This is a genomic window from Dyadobacter luteus (assembly GCF_003383615.1).
GTDB lineage: Bacteria > Bacteroidota > Bacteroidia > Cytophagales > Spirosomataceae > Dyadobacter > Dyadobacter luteus.
The window spans coordinates 338,538-355,620 of record NZ_QNUL01000005.1; the positions used below are offsets into that span (position 1 = coordinate 338,538).

A 17,083-nucleotide genomic window follows, 5' to 3' on the forward strand; every position below is an offset into this window, starting at 1 on the left:
TGATATACAGTTGGTTACATTAATTCAAGGCTATTTTTGTAGTATAATTTTTATATTTCTACAATATTGATTTCCCTCTTTGTTTTACATTTTTTCACTATCATCATTCGCTTATTGTATCTTGCAGTTCTGAAATTGCTATAAAAATGGTATCTGTTAAAGAGGCTAAACAAAAGATAATAACGTATTCCGAACCGCTTTCTATAGAGACAAGGAATCTTTCATTATCAGTTGATTATGTAATCGCTGAAGATCTGATTGCGCCCATATCACTTCCCTCATTCCGTCAATCTTCGATGGATGGGTACGCCTTATATCATGAAGATATTACCGCTACCGATATAGTACTATGTATTGAAGCAGAGGCAAAGGCTGGGGAGAATAAGGTACAGTTTGTTGAAAGAGGAAACGCGGTCCGGATTTTTACAGGCGCGCCTGTGCCTGAAGGGGCTACCGCTGTGGTCATGCAGGAGCATACCACCCGGGAAAGGGATAGTGTGCGCATCCATGAGTTTCCGGTAACAGAAGGGAAGAATATCCGAAATATAGGTCAGCAGATCAGGCAGGGAGATATTGCTTTGCCGGCAGGCACGTTATTGTCTGCAGGAGGGGTCGGTTTTCTAGCAGGTTTGAATATAAATCAGGTAAACGTTTACAGGAAACCAAAAGTTGGTTTGCTGGTTACCGGCGACGAACTCGTCGAGGCTGGCGGTGAAATCAGCCACGGACAGATTTACGAATCCAATTCTGTGATGCTACGGGCTGCTTTGGAACGGGAAGGAATTACCGATATAAGTATTTTACATGCGAAGGACAATCTGGAAGCGACGAAAGAAGCATTGGATTTGCTTTACCAGAATAATGATGTTGTTCTTGCCAGCGGAGGGATTTCTGTAGGAGATTATGATTTTGTGGGAACTGCTCTGGCAGAACTGGGTGCCGAAACGATCTTTTACAAGGTAAAGCAAAAGCCGGGTAAGCCTTTGTTGTTTGGGAAAAAGGGACAAAAACTTTTTTTTGCTCTACCGGGGAATCCTGCATCGTCTTTGGTGTGTTACTATGAATATGTATTGCCCGCCATACGTAGCTTATATGGTCGGAAAGACTGCTTTCTGAAATCAGTTCAAATGCCTGTAGCCAGCGATTATTCCTTTACAGGTGAGCGCGATGAATTTCTGAAAGCCATGGTGACCGAATCCGGAGTATTGCCGCTGGACGGACAGGAATCTTTTGCAATCAGGTCTTTTGCGCTTGCTGATGCAATTATTTATCTGCCATCGGAACAGCGGGAAGTGAAATCCGGAGATTTAGTAGAAGTACATTTAATACCACGTTAAGAAAGTTGATATGAATGTTCAGGTGATGTATTTTGGGATGTTGTCCGAGACTACGGGTCTGCAGAGTGAAAGCTGGACGCTGAACGAGCAGGTAACCGTAGGCACTTTCAGAGAGAAGGTGGAGGAGAAATATCCTTTGTTGAAAGGGAAAAAGTTTAAAATAGCGGTAAACAAACAAATAGCGACAGATTCAGTCCTGATAGGTCGTTTGTCAGAGCTGGCGTTGCTGCCGCCGTTTGCAGGAGGCTGAATACAATCAATATTAAAGATGGATAAGACAAAGAAACCAAAAAAAGTATTTGTTCAGGGGCCGATCAATCCGGATTTTGTGGCAAAGTCAATAGCCAGTCATCAGTCTAAGACAGGTATAGGTGCTCATGCCCTATTCCTGGGACAGATTCGCGCCGACCAGAAGGAGGGTGGAGTTGTGACCGGCATCGAGTATTCTGCTTATGAAGAGATGGCGGAGGAAAGTTTCCATCAGATCAGAGAATCGGCTTTTGAAAAATTTGATCTGATCTGTATGCATATCTATCATAGTCTGGGACTGGTACCTACCGGTGAAATAAGTTTGTTTGTATTTGTCTCTTCTAAGCATCGTAAGGTGGCATTCGAAGCATCTGAATATATTGTTGAGCAGATTAAAGCCAATATTCCGATTTTCGGAAAAGAGCTTGTTTCGGAAGGTGGATATGTGTGGAAAGAAAATTCCTGATTCTATTTGTTAAAATTGAAATACTGAATGGTTGATATAACCCATAAGATAAATACGTTACGCATAGCAACTGCGGAAGCAACAGTGATGGTGAGTAAGCCGGAGACTATTCTGGCTATACAAAACAGGGTCGTACCTAAAGGTGATGTTTTTGAAATGGCAAAAGCAGCTGGATTTCTGGCTGTAAAAAAGACGCCGGATCTGCTACCTGACTGTCATCCGATTCCCGTTGAATATACCGGTGTTAACTACAGAATTGAAGCATTATCCATCGTAATAGAGCTTACTGTCAAGACGATTTATAAAACAGGAGTGGAAGTAGAAGCCATGCATGGAGCATCAGTAGTGGCTCTCACCATGTACGATATGCTCAAACCTATTGACAAAAGTGTTGAGATCAGGAATATCCGATTGCTTGAAAAGAAGGGTGGAAAAAGCGACCGCAAAGCACCTGAGGGCGATTTGAAAATTGCCGTTTTGGTGTGTTCGGATACGATATCGGCAGGGGCAGGAGAGGATCGTTCTGGAAAAAAAATCATTGAAAGGCTGGAGGCGCTGTCTTTGGAAGTTCAGGATTATGGTATAATCAGGGACGATAAAGATTTAATTCAGGAAAAGTTGAAAGGGCTGGTTGCCAATAGCTACGATCTGGTATTGATCAGCGGAGGAACCGGCTTATCGCAAAGGGATATAACACCCGAGGCGGTGAGCGAACTTCTGGACAGGGAAATTCCGGGTATTGCGGAGGCGGCCAGACAATACGGTCAGCAGCGCGTACCTACTTCTATGCTGTCAAGGTCGGTCGCGGGATTGATACAAAATACACTTGTAATTGCTATGCCGGGAAGTACCGGAGCAGTTACAGAATATATGGATGCATTGTTTCCGCACGTATTGCATGTTTTTAGTGTTATGCAGGGAACCCGCCACTAATTTAAAACCGGGGCTCCGACTCTATTATCAATGATGTCTATTCAGGATACATTTGGACGTAAACATACTTATCTGCGCATATCGCTGACAGATAAGTGTAATCTGCGTTGTACTTACTGCATGCCGCAGGAAGATATGCAGTTTATGCCGTCCAAATGGTTGATGCAGGCAGACGAAGTGGAGGAGTTAGCCCGTATTTTTGTGGAGATGGGAGTGGATAAGATCCGTCTTACCGGCGGAGAACCTCTTGTAAGAAAAGATGTCGGGGATATCATTGACAGACTAGGAAAACTTGATACAGCTCTGACGTTGACCACAAATGCTGTTTTGATCGATGAATATCTGCCCAAGCTAAAAGATGCTGGTGTGAAATCGCTGAACGTCAGTCTGGATACCCTGAATGAAGTTCAGTTTAAGGGTATTACCAAGCGGGATCACTATCAGAAGACAAGGGATAATATCGCATTGTTGCTTTCAGAAGGATTTACAGTAAAGCTCAATACAGTGGTGATGCGAGGCCTCAATGATCACGAAGTGAATGATTTTGTTCATTTAACGCTCGAAAATCCGCTTCTGCATATCAGATTTATTGAATTCATGCCATTTAGCGGAAATCAATGGGATATGTCCAAAATCGTATCGCACAATGAACTGCTTTCTAAAATTAATGCTGAGTTTGAATTTCGTCAGCTGATGGCCGAACCTCATGACACCGCGCGCAGGTATCAAGTGGATGGAGCTGCAGGGACGTTTGGGATTATTGGAACTGTAACGCATCCGTTCTGTTCAGGTTGTAACCGGATCAGGCTCACTGCAGATGGAAAGCTGAAAAACTGCCTTTTCGATACATCAGAAATAGATTTGCTGACACCTCTCCGGAATGGCGAGGATGTTCGTCCTATCATATTAAGTCACTTCCATAAAAAACATTTTGCTCACGGAGGGCATGTCGGTTTCGATGATAAAACGGCCAGGTCTGATTATGAGCAAAACAGGACTATGATTGCCATCGGAGGTTAAGTAACCGTTCATCCTTGTTTTTTACCTTTCATACAAACCATGCAACATAGGCAGGTGTGAAGACATCTTTGGTGAAATATTTAAAAATATACACCTGAGTAACCTTCATAGCCATGAGAAAATTATTGAGAAACTTTGTTCTTGCCGCTTGCGGTGTCGTTGCCCTTAATGCATCTGTTTTCGCTGCTCCGTTCGATGTTAAAAGAGAATGTAAAAACAACAGCTGCGAAAATTTTAAAGTAAGTATGTATCGCGTTCAGAATACACTCACCATGAACGTGCTGATGGAAAAGCAAAAAGGAGAAAGTGTGAAACTACGTCTGCTGGACAGCAAAGGAAAGGTTGTTCACGAAGAAACTGTCTCTAAATCGTTGGAGAAATTTGGAAGAAAATTGAATTTCTCAGAAGTTACAGATGGCAGATATACTCTTGAAATATCTGATAATAAAGAAATGATTGTCAAAAAGATTAACCTCACTACTAATGAGGTAACAGAAGCGCCTTCACGTACATTAGTTGCCATGAACTAAAAAATAAAAGAGGTTGCAGAATGGAGCTAAACTTCAATCTGCAACCTCTTCCATTTGAGATTCGCTTATTTACTGTATCCCATTGCTTTCAGCCAGCCTTCAAGTGCTGCCGGCCAGTTGGCCAAAGATCCTTTCCCTTCTGTACGAAAGCCATATCCGTGTCCGCCCGTCGGGTAGAGATGCATTTCGGCAGGCGTTTTAAATTTTTTGAGTGCCAGGTAATATTCGATACTATTTTCAACCGGCACCGCTCCATCATCCATGGTGTGTACCAAAAATGCGGTTGGTGTTTTCTCGGACACCTGCAATTCGTTTGAATAATATTTGATCAATTCTTCTGATTTATCAGGTCCCAATAAATTATCGCGTGAGCCACCGTGAGAAATTTTTTGAGACAAAGAAATAACGGGGTAAATCAATAGTGAAAAATTCGGTTTGGCTTGCTCAGATGCCCTTGCCCCCAAATTGTAATGCGTAGATAAGGTAGCCGCGAGATGTCCGCCTGCGGAGAAGCCCATCACACCAATTTTAGAAGGATCGATATTCCACTTTGCTGCATTTTTACGAATCAGTTCCATGCCCTGCATGGCGTCCATTAACGGAACCTCGTGCTGTTTGGTCATTGCTTTGTCATTTGGCAAACGATATTTTAATATGAAGGCGGATATACCACGCTCGTTAAACCATTTGGCAAAATCGCTGCCCTCATGCGAGGCTGCCAGGATTCCATATCCACCCCCCGGACAAATCATTACCGCAGCACCGGTTGCTTTTTCTTTCGGAGCAATATAGGCTGTAATTGTCGGGACTGTTACCCCGCTGATCCGAAGTATTCCACTGGCGTCTGTCACAGATTTTTCCTGTATATCGCTGGTTTTAAAATTGGGTACTTTGCCGTCAGGCCAAAGATTGATAACTTCGGTTTGAGCCATAGATTGAAAAGCAAAAGCGGTCAGGCTTAATACAAGAAGTGTTATAACTTTAATTTTCATCGTTGTAGTTTTTTTGAAAAGACGCAGCGGCCATCTATATACCCTGTAGCTTTAACACATCCCGGATTTATGATTGTCAGAATTGTTCGCATGACCTTCTCGGAAGGAAACGCAGATGCTTTCCATACTATTTTTGAAAAGTATTACGATACCATTCTGGGTATGCCAGGGTGTAGTCATCTCGAACTTTTACAGGATATTGATGATTCGGATGTGTTCGTCACACACAGTCACTGGGAATCAGTAGAAGATCTGAATGCTTATCGCCAAACTGATTTCTTTGTTACGGTGTGGACAGAAACTAAAAAGTTGTTCAGGGAAAAAGCTATTGCTTTCTCTTTGAAACAAGTTTAGCGCTATTGCCTTGCAGGATTGATCATAATGTGCGCACGATGTGTCCCGGGATCCATAATCCATGGCATTCCTTCAGCATCCGGTTTGAGAGGCAGTCCGGTACTTTCTGCTGTGGCAAAAGGTATGTAAATAACGTAGCGCAAATAGCTGTTTTTCAAAGCACCTGTAGCTGAATCGTACTGATCTTTTTTGCCGGATAAAACATATAATGTTGAAGGTTGTTTGGGCATTTTGAGCGAGCCGTCTTTCACCTCTTTTTCTCTTATATCGAAAATATCTTTCTGACTTTTGCCTTCTTTGGTAAGTTTTCTTCCCCGCTCCATAAATAGGTCCAGATCTTTATGATAACAGGAAACGCCAATATCTTCCTTTTTAGGATCGTCGGCCAGGCATATAAAATCATTAGTCCCCTCCCGTAAAACTGTGAAAGTTCCGTCGGAGGCATATCCATATACTTTGGCTCCATCGCGCTTGTCAACAGGCGCTGCTAGGATGGCCGTTTTAATTTGTACGGCCGCAGGTAAAGTTTGAGCCTGGACAAGATAAGGGGAGCAAAAAGAAAGCAGGTAAAAAAATGTTGACTTCATGTGTAATTATGACAATTAATAATTTCTTATTATTTAAATTTACCAATATTTATTCGAATAATAACAATAATTTTGCTCACTTTACTCTCTCGGATAGGCTTTATCCGCAATGGGTTGTAATCGGAAATGTCTGATATTTAAAATTTTAATCACTCCATGAACTTCACAAAATCCCTGGGACTGGCAGTTGCCGGTGGTGCCCTGCTCAGCCTTTCCGTGGCGTCTTATCAGCGGTCCAATCCGAGTACGGCAGATAAGCTGACTCTGGATAGTTTGTACAAGGATCTTACAGATGCTCAAAAACGCTCTCCGAAGTATGCCGTTGCAGGCTTGACTTTGACCGAAGGCTTGGAGGCATCACTTTTTGCAGCTGAGCCAACTATTACGAACCCGACCAATATTGATGTGGACCATCTGGGGAGGGTTTGGGTTTGTGAAGCATATAACTACCGTCCTGCTATCAATGGAAATCCGACGAATGACAAGGGTGACCGTATATTGATACTGGAAGACACAAACGGAGACGGCAAGTCGGACAAAACAACTGTTTTCTATCAGGGCAAAGAAATCAATTCTCCGTTGGGAATTTGGGTGATGGGCAATCAGGTTGTGGTTTCTCAAAGTCCTTATGTATGGTTGTTCACAGATAGCGACGGAGATGGCAAGGCAGATAAAAAAGAAGTTATTTTTGAAGGAGTTGGCGGCGAACAGCATGATCATGGTATGCATGCATTTACCTTAGGGCCGGATGGAAAGTTATACTTTAACTTCGGGAATGAAGGTGGTCAGTTGTTAGGGAGAGACGGAAAACCTGTTTTAGGAAAAGACGGTAAAGCCATTGACTTCAAGAAACTGAAACAAGGAATTGTTTTCCGTTGTGATCCTGATTTTACAAATGTCGAGGTGCTGGGTCATAACTTCAGAAACAATTATGAAGTGGCTGTAGATAGCTACGGTACCATGTGGCAGTCGGATAATGATGACGATGGCAACAAGGGCGTCCGCATCAATTATGTCATGCAACATGGAAATTACGGATATACTGATGAAATGACAGGTGCAGGCTGGCGTGCAAACCGTACTAATATGGAGGATTCAATTCCGTATCGCCACTGGCATCTGAATGACCCGGGCGTAGTTCCCAATCTTCTACAGACAGGATCAGGTTCTCCTACTGGTATGGTGATATATGAAGGGAATTTGTTACCTAAAACTTTCCAGGGACAAATGATTCACTGCGAGCCGGGACATAATGTGGTTCGTTCCTATCCGGTACAGAATCAGGGAGCGGGTTACAGCGCTAAAATTGTCAATATCGTAGATGGAAAAAGAGATCAGTGGTTCCGACCGTCGGATGTATGTGTGGCACCGGATGGATCCTTAATCGTATCCGACTGGTATGATCCGGGCGTGGGAGGGCACCAGGCAGGTGACCAGAGCAAAGGACGTTTGTACAGAATTGCTCCTGTTAATACTCCTTACCGTATCCCAAAGAGTGACTTCTCAACCGCAGCAGGTGCCGTCGCTGCTTTGCAAAGCCCTAACTTATCGGTAAGATATCAGGCATGGAGTGCGTTGACGAAGTTGGGTAACGCTGCTGTACCGGAACTTGAAAAGTTGTATGCTGATAATTCAAACCCGAGAATGCAGGCGCGTGCGCTTTGGGCATTGAGTCATATTGATAAGTCGAATAATACCTATCTGGAAACAGCTTTAAAAAGCACAAATCCGGATTTGAGAATTACCGCATTGAGAATCGTGAAACAGAGCAGAACTTCTCAGCTAGGTAAATATCTGGCCATATTGGTCAACGACTCCGAACCGCAGGTAAGACGTGAATGCGCTTTGGCAATTTACGGAGACAAATCACCTGAAATGGCAGGTTACTGGGTAAAACTTGCACAACAATACGATGGAAAAGACAGATGGTATCTGGAAGCATTGGGAATAGGTGCTGAAGGACAATGGGATAGTTTCTTCAAAGCATGGCTCGCGGCTGTAGGTGCTAATCCAATAGCCACAGAAGCTGGAAAAGATATTGTCTGGAGATCAAGAAGTAAGGAGTCTGTAGATTTGCTGGCATCCCTTGCAAGTGATGAATCTGTGGATTTGAAGAATCGTTTGAGATATTTCCGCGCGTTTGATTTTAATCCGGGAGGAAAAGAAAAGTCTGCTGCCTTGCTGAAAATTATGAAAGGAAAAGCAGCTAATCAGGTTGAAATCAGCAATCTGGCACTACGTCACCTAGATCCTGCTTTTGTGAAACAATCTGCAGATGCACAGGCAGCTTTGAAAAAGGTATTGGATGCAAATTATGGAAATGGAGTGTACATGGAGCTTGTTTCCCGTTATGATCTGGTTTCAGAGAACAGGAGATTACTTGATCTTGCATTGTCTAAATCGAATGAAAACCTGGGAAGACAGGCAGGGCAGCAGTTGCTGAAGCAAGGCGGTAGCGCATTGGTTTGGACTACTATCAAAGGTAAAGATCAGACCAAAGGTGAAAATATTCTTGCTTCCATTAAAGGTGTGGGTAACAAAGAATCTTTGGGGATTTTACAAAGTGTTACTACAGACCCAAAATATTCTATGGCTCTGAGGACTGCTGCTGTAAAGGCAATGGGCGGTACTATGAATGGAGAGGATCAAGTTTTGGTGTTACTGAAGGAAGGTAAAATAGCAGGTGAGCTGAAGTCTGCGGCTGTGCAGGGTGTGAGTGGAGCATGGAGAAAAGCTGTGAAAGTAGAAGCTGCCAAATATCTGCAGGAAGAAGGAACGGTGGCAAAGAAACATCCTGCTGTGAAAGAACTGATCACCATGAAAGGTAATGTTGCAAAAGGAAAAGATGTATTTGCAATGTATTGTTCGGTTTGTCATCAGGTCAATGCGGATGGAATGGATTTCGGACCAAAGCTTTCTGAAATCGGTGACAAGTTGCCGAAGGAGGCGCTTTATGCAGCGATATTTGATCCGAGCGCAGGTATTGGCTTCGGTTATGAAGGTTTTGAAGTGACTTTGAAAGACGGCTCGACAGTTTCGGGTATTGTATCAAGTAAAACAGAAACGGATCTTTTACTGAAATTTCCGGGTGGAGCTACACAGGAATATAAGATGTCTCAGGTGAAGTCGATCAAACAAATGAAAGATTCGATGATGCCGGCGGGGCTTCAGGATGCGATGAGTACTGAAGAGCTTGTGAATCTGGTTGAGTATATGACAAGTCTGAAAAAGAAATAAGATTAGTTTAAGTTTTAAAAAGTGAGAGCTGGTTCTGTTGAACTGGCTCTCACTTTTTTGTATCCAATCAGTAAATTATAGACCTGGTCGTGAACTTTGATTTCTTATTCCCGAAAACAACAGGTAATTTTAAATGTTTTTTGATTAGTGGCCGCGATATTATAGTACATTTTGAAACGACTTAATTTAAAGGGAATTAGCTGTTTTTTTGCTGCAAGCTTTTTCTTTCTCCATACTTCCGGATTTTCTCAGACTTCCGATTCTCTTGTAGTAACAAATCCTGATTCTGTTTATGCACGATTCTCTGAAGCTGAGAAGCGTTTTTCGATTAATGCGGCGCTAGGTGTTCAGGCTGCCGATGGGCTGGACGCTACCCTTTTTGCTTCAGAACCCAATCTTGTCAATCCAACCAGTATTGATGTCGACCATCGTGGTCGTGTGTGGGTCCTGGAAGGTTACAATTATCGTCCGTCAGTGAATGGCAAGTCTGAATTAGGTATGGGTGACCGGATCCTCATTCTTGAAGATAAAGACGGAGATGGGAAAGCGGATGTAACCAAGGTCTTTTACCAGGGGCCGGAGATCAATGCGCCAATGGGTATTTGGGTAATGGGTAACAAAGCTATTGTTTCTCAGAGTCCGTATGTGTGGCTTTTCACTGATACTGATGGAGACGATAAAGCCGACAAAAAAGAGATTCTTTTCAAAGGGATAGGAGGGGCTCAAAACGATGCCGGTATCCACTCCTTTGTTTTTGGTCCTGATGGAAAGTTTTATTTCAACTATGGCAATGCAGGCAGGCAGTTGGTAGATGGCCAGGATAGGCCGCTACTGGATAAATATGAAAGACCTATTGATTTCAGACAATATAAACAAGGTGTAGTTTTCCGTTGTACACAGGATTTCAGAAAGGTAGAGATCCTGGCTGAGAATTTCCGAAATGGCTTTGAGCTGGCTGTTGACAGTTACGGAACTATCTGGCAATCTGATCAGGAAGAGCCGGGGAATGCCGGTGACAGGGTATCGTATGTCATGGAAAACGGCAACTTCGGTTATGTGGATGAGATGAACAACAATAGCTGGCGCATCAACAGGACCAATCTTGAAGATGAAATCCCACGCAGACACTGGCATCAGAATGATCCGGGGGTTGTCCCCAACTTAATGGAAACCGGTTCAGGATTTCCAATGGGGATGACTATCTACGAAGGAACTTTGTTACCACGTCGTTTTTGGGATCAGATCATACTTGCAGATGCAGGTTTAAATTCGGTAAATGCTTTTCCTGTAAAAGATGAGGGGGCCGGTTTTAAATCGACCGGAATTCTTCCTTTGGTAGAAGGTAAACGTGATAAATGGTTCCGCCCTTCTGATGTGTGTGTAGCACCTGATGGTTCGCTCATCGTGTCAGACTGGTACGATCCGGTGATTGGCAGTCACAAAATGAAAGACAAAAGCCGTGGACGTTTGTATCGGATCGCTCCTCCGGGCACACCGTATGCCATCCCCGCTTATGACCTTACTTCTCCTGTAGAAGCAGTGAAAGCACTGCAAAATCCCAATCTTTCTATGCGGTATATGGCCTGGAACGCTTGTGTGAAATTGGGCTGGCAGGCTGAAGAGGAGCTGGAAAAGCTCTTCAGGGACCCGGCTGTCAATCCACGTTTGAGAGCACGCGCACTTTGGGTACTTAATAATATCGAAGGTTTCAATTACAGGAGTCTGGATATTGCTTTCAGAGAGCTGAATCATAACCTGAGAATAGTAGCGCTTCGGGCAGTACGCCAGCGTAACAGCGATCCTACTGAATATATCAAAAGGCTGACTTCTGACCCTCACCCGCAGGTACGCAGGGAATGTGCTCTGGCCATTAATCATAACCACACTTATGAAGCATTGGATGTTTGGTTGCAGTTGGCAAAACAATATAAAGGCCACGATCGCTGGTCGGTAGAAGCGCTGAGCATTGGAGCGTATGATCAATGGGAACGCATATTTCCCGCCTGGCTTGAACGTGCCGGTGCCAGGCCAGAACTTACACCTGCCGGTAAAGACATTATTTGGCTTGCCCGAACCAGAAAAGCAATCCCATATCTGACAACCCTGGCTTCTGATACGGCGGTCAGTTTTAAGGAAAGACTGCGTTATTTCCGCGCCTTTGATTTCTTTCATGCCGGTTACGAAAAAACTCAGGCGTTGCTGCATGTAATGGAAGTACCTGCTTCTGATCGTATTCAGGTAAGTAAACTGGCATTATTGCATTTGGACAAATCCTTTGTCAGCAATTCCCAACAGGGGCTTACTGCTTTGAATAAATTGCTGGACGAAACTTACGGTACGGAAGATTATATAGAGTTGGTGGAGCGTTACGAGCCTACCACTGAAAATGACCGGTTGTTCCGACTGGCTTTGGAAAAACACAATGAAGTGATTGGAAGGGATGCAGGAAAACTTTTGCTGGAACAGGCGGGCGTTACCTCTATATCGGAAAAATTAGCCCGGTTGCCTGAAGATAAAAAGATAGCGCTTTTGGCTTCGATCAAAACATCAGGCAGTACGGAGGCTATTTACTTGTTGCAAAAAGCTGCTTTGAATCAGGGAGAATCCAGAGACGTTCAGGCGAGTGCAGCCCGTTTCTTAGGTGGTAGTTGGCCCGGTGAGGATGTGGTAATGAAACTTTTGAAAACGAACAGGTTTGACGGAGAAGTGAAAGAGGCAGCGATTGACGGATTGAAGAATGCTTTCAGGGAAGAGATAAGGACGGAATTGATGCCCTTTTTACCAAAACCGGTGGAGGTGGTAGCTACACCTGATGAACCTGTTGATGTAAAAGACAAGCGTAAACGCCGTAAAAGAAGATAGCGGTTTGGGATTGAAATCGGTTTTGGCGGTATATTCGGGCTCCAATTCCCTTTACATTTAAAACATAACATCAGGAAAGAATATGCTTCGCAGAAATTTTGTGAAATCCACACTAGGAATAGCCGGCGCTGTAGCTGCTGGTGAAACTTTTGCCCGACAAGCTGGTCCAGTTGCAAAAAATCAATTTAAGCTGAAATATGCTTCTCATTTCGGGATGTTCCAGAACTCAGCCGGAAAGGATGTCATTGATCAGTTAAAATTCATGGCTGACAATGGTTTCATGGCTTTGGAGGACAATGGCATGATGGGAAGACCAGTAGAAGAGCAGGAGAAAATAGCAAAAGAAATGGCTCGTCTGAAAATGGAGATGGGTGTTTTTGTGGTGGATAAAGGAGGAAATGGAGCCAATACACTGGCGGCTGGTAAAAAGGAATATATTGATATTTTCCTGAATGGCTGTAAAAAAGCGGTTGAGGTCGCGAAAAGAGTTAATGCGAAATGGATGACCGTTGTGCCAGGTGATTTCGAGAGAAATCTGCCTCTTGGTGTGCAAACAGGTAATGTGATTGATGCGTTGCGTCGTGGTGCAGAAATACTGGAGCCGCATGGGTTGGTGATGGTGCTGGAGCCATTGAGCGATTCGCCTAATTTGTTCTTACGTACTTCTGAACAAACGTATGAGATCTGTCGTGGGGTAAACAGCAAATCCTGTAAAATTCTGTACGATATTTATCATATGCAGAAAAATGAAGGACGTTTGATTTACAATATCGATAAAACCTGGAGTGAGATTGATTATTTCCAGATCGGCGACGAACCTGGCAGAAAAGAACCTACGACAGGTGAAATCAATTTTAAAAATGTATTCAAATACATTTACGACCGTAGCAAAAAGGAAAATAAGTCGTTCATTATGGGTATGGAGCACGGCAATTCACAAGCCGGAAAAGAAGGTGAAGAAGCACTTATCAAAGCATATCAGGAAAGCGATGCTTTTAAAATATAAGGGCCGGATTTAAAAATCAGGAAACAAAAAAGCTGAAACTGACAGAGATCAATTTCAGCTTTTTTGTTTTGTCTCAATTAAAGTACTACTACAGAATTTTCGGTAGCGTCTACTCCTGCAGGTACATACTTATCTGCTTCCCAGTCGTTTTCCCACTTCTGGTCATCAAGGATATAACGGAATTGGTATTCTCCGGCTGCCAGTTCCAGGCTGGTTTTGAAAGAACCATCTTTCTGCTTTTTCAATGCGATAGCCTCTTCAGGATTCCAGCCATTAAATTCACCTACAAGTGCCACTTTTTTAGTCTCAGCAACTGCCTCAGCAGGTACAGTAAATGTTACTTTATAGAGGGATTTGCTCTTAACGAATGTCTTTGTTAATGCCATGTTTTCGTAGTGTTTTTTTAGTGATGACACAAAGATACAATCATAGATTATTCAATGCAATGAATATCAGTATAATATACGTTCTCCTTCTTTGAAAAATTATATCATTTCAATTGTAAACATGTTTCTGGTGCAATTTTTAGAGGATTTTTATCGAAATGTATACCGCATTCCCAGAAATGTTCTTCGTCCCTGATTGGGTGCAAAAACGTACGATGGATCAAAAGTTAGCCTGTAAGGATTTCCCGGAGTGGCCACCACTTGTCCTTGATTATCGAACGTGACATCTTTGTCAAATGGGTCGAAAGAACGGGCTATAGAGTTTGATGGAGGGGTGAAATTGAGCAGGTTTTTGACGCCTCCGTATATCTCAAGTCCGTTATCAAATTTTTTCGTGATTTGTAGATTTTGCAATGACCAAACCGGAGAATTTGCTGCCCGGGGATCTTCACTACTTAGTAACGGAAGACGCATAGGTCCGTAAATATTCCCGGTATAGTCAAATGATAATCCTGATTTTTCCAGTTCGTACGAAAAGGACCAGATGCCGGTAAATCTCTCTGTCAGGACGGGTCGGAACTTTACCCCATTTTCTTTTTGGAAGTTCTCCATGTAGGTACCACCGGCAATGATCTTAAGCGGAAAAGGAAAGTTGAAATCCAGATTCAGACTTACCCCTTTTGATACCGCATAGCCATCCAGATTATCATATATAATCTGATTGGGATTGGTTTCGTAGTCAGGTAAAATGCGGTTTGTAAAATGAGTATAGAACAGCGATGCATCCAATCCCACGAATGAGCTTCCTGTGACAATCTTTTTTACATAATTGATATTGGCATTCCAGCTCTGTTCAGGATTCAATGCTTCTTTGATAATCACATCCCGCGATCCTGTTAAGGCTGCGTGATCTTCTGTAAAAAGATTGACGATACGGAAACCACGCCCGATATTCAGTCTTACCACATCAGTCTGGTTGAACTTGTACTTATAAGCCATCCGGGGTGTAAATATGCTGCCATGTCTGCTGTTGTAATCGTATCGCGCCCCGAGCAATAGTGTATGTTTGCCCAACCTCATTTCATCCTGAACAAATATTCCGGGGAGATACGTCTGATCGCCATGGTCTTCTCCATCCGACTGGCGGGTGGCCGGTGTATTGTCATTGTAATAGGTGTAACGGAAAGGAGTTCCGAAAAGTAAACTATGCTTTCCCAGTTCCTTGTCCCAAAGCAACTGGGCGAAACCTATTTTTTGATCGGCCATATAAGGTACATCACCATATACCGAGTTTTGATTATGCGAGCTGAAGGAATATTGTAAGGTTATTTTCTCCTGAACCGGCAATTCGTAGCTTCCCAGTACCTCGTAACGTTTGGTATAAATGCTTTCTCCATACACCTCGTCACCGCCTCTGAAAGACCGGTTCCAGTTCATTTGTCCACCCCACCGGTCTTCGTAGTAATATCTGGCGGCTATGCTTGCAGATTTGTTGTTGGGCAGAGAAAACGACCATTTATTAAATATAGAAATCCGGTTTTGCAGTGTCAGATCGGTAAACCCATCGCCGTTGTTATCTTTTGGGCGCTGGTAGTTGAAATAATTGATACCCAGTAATGAACTTACTTTTGAGCCAGGGGTGAGTTTAACGCCAAGGTCAACGTTATAGTCAAGCCAGGAAGTACTGAATACATCTGCTGAAAAAACAGGCGCTTTTGATGGATTTTTAGTGATGATGTTAATTAGTCCTCCCACCGCTTCCGAGCCATATAGGGTAGAAGCAGGACCTTTCACAATCTCCACACGATCAATAAGACTATTAGGAATCCCTGAAAGACCATAGACAGTCGAGAGTCCGCTCACCATCGGCATACCATCAATGAGTACCATGGTATAAGGCCCTTCAAGTCCGTTCATGTGGATGTCGCCCGTGTTACATACGTTACAGTTTAGCTGAGGCCGAACTCCGTTTACATAACTTAAACCTTCAAAAATGCTTGGAACAGGATTTTTATAAAGGAATTTTGCGGTAATGATATCCACAGGAACAGGGCTGTCCAATTTAGAAACTTCTTTCATTGTCCCTGTTACAACTACTTCATTCAGCGCATTGGCTCCCTGGCTTAGCACAAAATCTTTTTTCACATTCTGCTGAACACGCAGATTTTTTTCTGTGAGAGTAGGATGAGCAATATAGCTGATCTTAAGCGTGTAGATGCCTGAAGGAATGTTAGTGATGACAAATTTACCGGAAGTATCGGCTGTAGTCCCGGTTCCGAGTTCCTGTATAAACACAGATGCGCCGAAAGCTGGCTCATTCTTGCCATCTAACGTGATTTTACCCGAAAGTGTATGTTGAGCAAAACTGGCAATGGGTAGGATGCTCAGTAAAAGTAGGAGTAACTTCATATATACTTCAAATTATTTATTTAACTAGGTCTAGATATAAATTTAGGTAAACCTAAAAATAAAACTTGATATATAAAAATATGCAACAATGTTGCATTGTAAAATTAATGATAAATATTTTCGTTTATTTTTCTGGAATCAGAAAAGAACCGTTATTGGAGAAAAAATTGAAGTATTATGTTTAAGAAGTTTTTGAAACCGGCTCATCTGCCGGCTGGTGCCGATTGGGGAGTTTTAATTTTACGCGTGGGAATCTCTGTAATGATGCTTACACATGGCTTGCCCAAGTTCAATAAACTGATCAGTGGAAGTCATGGTTTTGCAGATCCTATCGGAATAGGGGAGTTGCCCTCGCTGATATTGGCGGTAGGGGCAGAGGTATTCTGTTCATTGTTGCTGATTCTGGGGCTTGCTTCACGAGCAGTATTGATTCCGCTTATCTTTACTATGGGTGTAGCATTCTTTATTATCCATGACAACGATCCGTATGATGTGAAGGAGCATGCTCTATTGTTCCTTGTGCCTTACATCACATTGTTTTTCACAGGGCCAGGGAAATTCTCGCTGGATAAGAAGTTGTTTTGAGGTTTAAAGGCCTTCGACAAGCTCAGTGTGACAATGGTAGAGTACTGTCACACTGAGATAGCTAAGACAAAGTCAAGGAAAACGTATGATTTACGCTGCCCTTTTATGAACAAACTCGTTATCGTATGCT

At 43.1% G+C, this 17,083-nt stretch carries 15 protein-coding genes; 11 read left to right on the forward strand and 4 right to left on the reverse strand.

What is annotated here, in order from left to right:
• Positions 1 to 146 precede the first annotated feature (146 nt).
• From DSL64_RS09775 to DSL64_RS09800, 6 genes are all read left to right on the forward strand, one after another.
• On the forward strand, positions 147 to 1,337 hold the full coding sequence (locus DSL64_RS09775) for a molybdopterin molybdotransferase MoeA (protein WP_115830556.1): 1,191 nt from the start codon (positions 147 to 149) through the stop codon (positions 1,335 to 1,337).
• A 10-nt stretch (positions 1,338 to 1,347) separates the two neighbouring features.
• A complete protein-coding gene (locus DSL64_RS09780; protein WP_115830557.1) occupies positions 1,348 to 1,587 on the forward strand; it encodes a MoaD/ThiS family protein in 240 nt (79 codons plus the stop codon).
• Positions 1,588 to 1,605: 18 nt separating this feature from the next.
• On the forward strand, positions 1,606 to 2,052 hold the full coding sequence (locus tag DSL64_RS09785; protein WP_115830558.1) for a molybdenum cofactor biosynthesis protein MoaE: 447 nt from the start codon (positions 1,606 to 1,608) through the stop codon (positions 2,050 to 2,052).
• 27 nt (positions 2,053 to 2,079) lie between these two features.
• Complete coding sequence (moaCB, locus tag DSL64_RS09790) at positions 2,080 to 2,985, forward strand: bifunctional molybdenum cofactor biosynthesis protein MoaC/MoaB (protein WP_115830559.1); 906 nt, start codon at positions 2,080 to 2,082, stop codon at positions 2,983 to 2,985.
• A gap of 30 nt (positions 2,986 to 3,015) precedes the next feature.
• Positions 3,016 to 4,005: a GTP 3',8-cyclase MoaA gene (moaA, locus tag DSL64_RS09795; protein ID WP_115830560.1), complete on the forward strand. Its 990-nt coding sequence runs from the start codon at positions 3,016 to 3,018 to the stop codon at positions 4,003 to 4,005.
• Positions 4,006 to 4,118: 113 nt separating this feature from the next.
• Positions 4,119 to 4,535, forward strand: a complete 417-nt coding sequence (locus DSL64_RS09800; protein ID WP_115830561.1) for a T9SS type A sorting domain-containing protein — start codon at positions 4,119 to 4,121, stop codon at positions 4,533 to 4,535.
• A 65-nt stretch (positions 4,536 to 4,600) separates the two neighbouring features.
• Here the strand turns inward: DSL64_RS09800 and DSL64_RS09805 are convergent, their stop codons facing one another.
• The gene (locus DSL64_RS09805; protein ID WP_115830562.1) at positions 4,601 to 5,527 is read right to left on the reverse strand and encodes an alpha/beta hydrolase; all 927 of its coding nucleotides are present in this window, start codon (positions 5,525 to 5,527) and stop codon (positions 4,601 to 4,603) included.
• 69 nt (positions 5,528 to 5,596) lie between these two features.
• Here DSL64_RS09805 and DSL64_RS09810 point away from each other — a divergent pair, with 69 nt between their 5' ends.
• A complete protein-coding gene (locus tag DSL64_RS09810) occupies positions 5,597 to 5,881 on the forward strand; it encodes a putative quinol monooxygenase (RefSeq protein WP_115830563.1) in 285 nt (94 codons plus the stop codon).
• Between the two features lie 2 nt (positions 5,882 to 5,883).
• Here the strand turns inward: DSL64_RS09810 and DSL64_RS09815 are convergent, their stop codons facing one another.
• The gene (locus DSL64_RS09815) at positions 5,884 to 6,468 is read right to left on the reverse strand and encodes a hypothetical protein (RefSeq protein ID WP_115830564.1); all 585 of its coding nucleotides are present in this window, start codon (positions 6,466 to 6,468) and stop codon (positions 5,884 to 5,886) included.
• Between the two features lie 156 nt (positions 6,469 to 6,624).
• Here DSL64_RS09815 and DSL64_RS09820 point away from each other — a divergent pair, with 156 nt between their 5' ends.
• From DSL64_RS09820 to DSL64_RS09830, 3 genes are all read left to right on the forward strand, one after another.
• Positions 6,625 to 9,705, forward strand: a complete 3,081-nt coding sequence (locus DSL64_RS09820) for a PVC-type heme-binding CxxCH protein (protein WP_115830565.1) — start codon at positions 6,625 to 6,627, stop codon at positions 9,703 to 9,705.
• A gap of 171 nt (positions 9,706 to 9,876) precedes the next feature.
• Entirely contained in the window at positions 9,877 to 12,567 is a 2,691-nt protein-coding gene (locus tag DSL64_RS09825) for a PVC-type heme-binding CxxCH protein (protein WP_229217018.1), read from the forward strand.
• A gap of 82 nt (positions 12,568 to 12,649) precedes the next feature.
• Positions 12,650 to 13,573 (forward strand): hydroxypyruvate isomerase family protein, encoded by a 924-nt coding sequence (locus DSL64_RS09830; protein ID WP_115830566.1) that lies wholly within the window; start codon positions 12,650 to 12,652, stop codon positions 13,571 to 13,573.
• 77 nt (positions 13,574 to 13,650) lie between these two features.
• Here DSL64_RS09830 and DSL64_RS09835 read toward each other — a convergent pair whose 3' ends face one another.
• Both DSL64_RS09835 and DSL64_RS09840 read right to left on the reverse strand, forming a co-directional pair.
• A complete protein-coding gene (locus tag DSL64_RS09835; protein WP_115830567.1) occupies positions 13,651 to 13,959 on the reverse strand; it encodes an isoamylase early set domain-containing protein in 309 nt (102 codons plus the stop codon).
• 150 nt (positions 13,960 to 14,109) lie between these two features.
• A complete protein-coding gene (locus tag DSL64_RS09840; protein ID WP_115830568.1) occupies positions 14,110 to 16,368 on the reverse strand; it encodes a TonB-dependent receptor in 2,259 nt (752 codons plus the stop codon).
• 177 nt (positions 16,369 to 16,545) lie between these two features.
• Between DSL64_RS09840 and DSL64_RS09845 the strand changes: the two genes are divergently transcribed.
• The gene (locus tag DSL64_RS09845) at positions 16,546 to 16,953 is read left to right on the forward strand and encodes a DoxX family protein (RefSeq protein WP_115830569.1); all 408 of its coding nucleotides are present in this window, start codon (positions 16,546 to 16,548) and stop codon (positions 16,951 to 16,953) included.
• Positions 16,954 to 17,083 lie beyond the last annotated feature (130 nt).

Excerpts from the sequence above, each read along its gene's own strand:
- DSL64_RS09775 (WP_115830556.1), top strand. The coding sequence starts at position 147 with ATGGTATCTGTTAAAGAGGCTAAACAAAAGATAATAACGTATTCCGAA.
- DSL64_RS09780 (WP_115830557.1), top strand. The coding sequence starts at position 1,348 with ATGAATGTTCAGGTGATGTATTTTGGGATGTTGTCCGAGACTACGGGT.
- DSL64_RS09785 (WP_115830558.1), top strand. The coding sequence starts at position 1,606 with ATGGATAAGACAAAGAAACCAAAAAAAGTATTTGTTCAGGGGCCGATC.
- moaCB (WP_115830559.1), top strand. The coding sequence starts at position 2,080 with ATGGTTGATATAACCCATAAGATAAATACGTTACGCATAGCAACTGCG.
- moaA (WP_115830560.1), top strand. The coding sequence starts at position 3,016 with ATGATGTCTATTCAGGATACATTTGGACGTAAACATACTTATCTGCGC.
- DSL64_RS09800 (WP_115830561.1), top strand. The coding sequence starts at position 4,119 with ATGAGAAAATTATTGAGAAACTTTGTTCTTGCCGCTTGCGGTGTCGTT.
- DSL64_RS09805 (WP_115830562.1), bottom strand. The coding sequence starts at position 5,527 with ATGAAAATTAAAGTTATAACACTTCTTGTATTAAGCCTGACCGCTTTT.
- DSL64_RS09810 (WP_115830563.1), top strand. The coding sequence starts at position 5,597 with ATGATTGTCAGAATTGTTCGCATGACCTTCTCGGAAGGAAACGCAGAT.
- DSL64_RS09815 (WP_115830564.1), bottom strand. The coding sequence starts at position 6,468 with ATGAAGTCAACATTTTTTTACCTGCTTTCTTTTTGCTCCCCTTATCTT.
- DSL64_RS09820 (WP_115830565.1), top strand. The coding sequence starts at position 6,625 with ATGAACTTCACAAAATCCCTGGGACTGGCAGTTGCCGGTGGTGCCCTG.
- DSL64_RS09830 (WP_115830566.1), top strand. The coding sequence starts at position 12,650 with ATGCTTCGCAGAAATTTTGTGAAATCCACACTAGGAATAGCCGGCGCT.
- DSL64_RS09835 (WP_115830567.1), bottom strand. The coding sequence starts at position 13,959 with ATGGCATTAACAAAGACATTCGTTAAGAGCAAATCCCTCTATAAAGTA.
- DSL64_RS09840 (WP_115830568.1), bottom strand. The coding sequence starts at position 16,368 with ATGAAGTTACTCCTACTTTTACTGAGCATCCTACCCATTGCCAGTTTT.
- DSL64_RS09845 (WP_115830569.1), top strand. The coding sequence starts at position 16,546 with ATGTTTAAGAAGTTTTTGAAACCGGCTCATCTGCCGGCTGGTGCCGAT.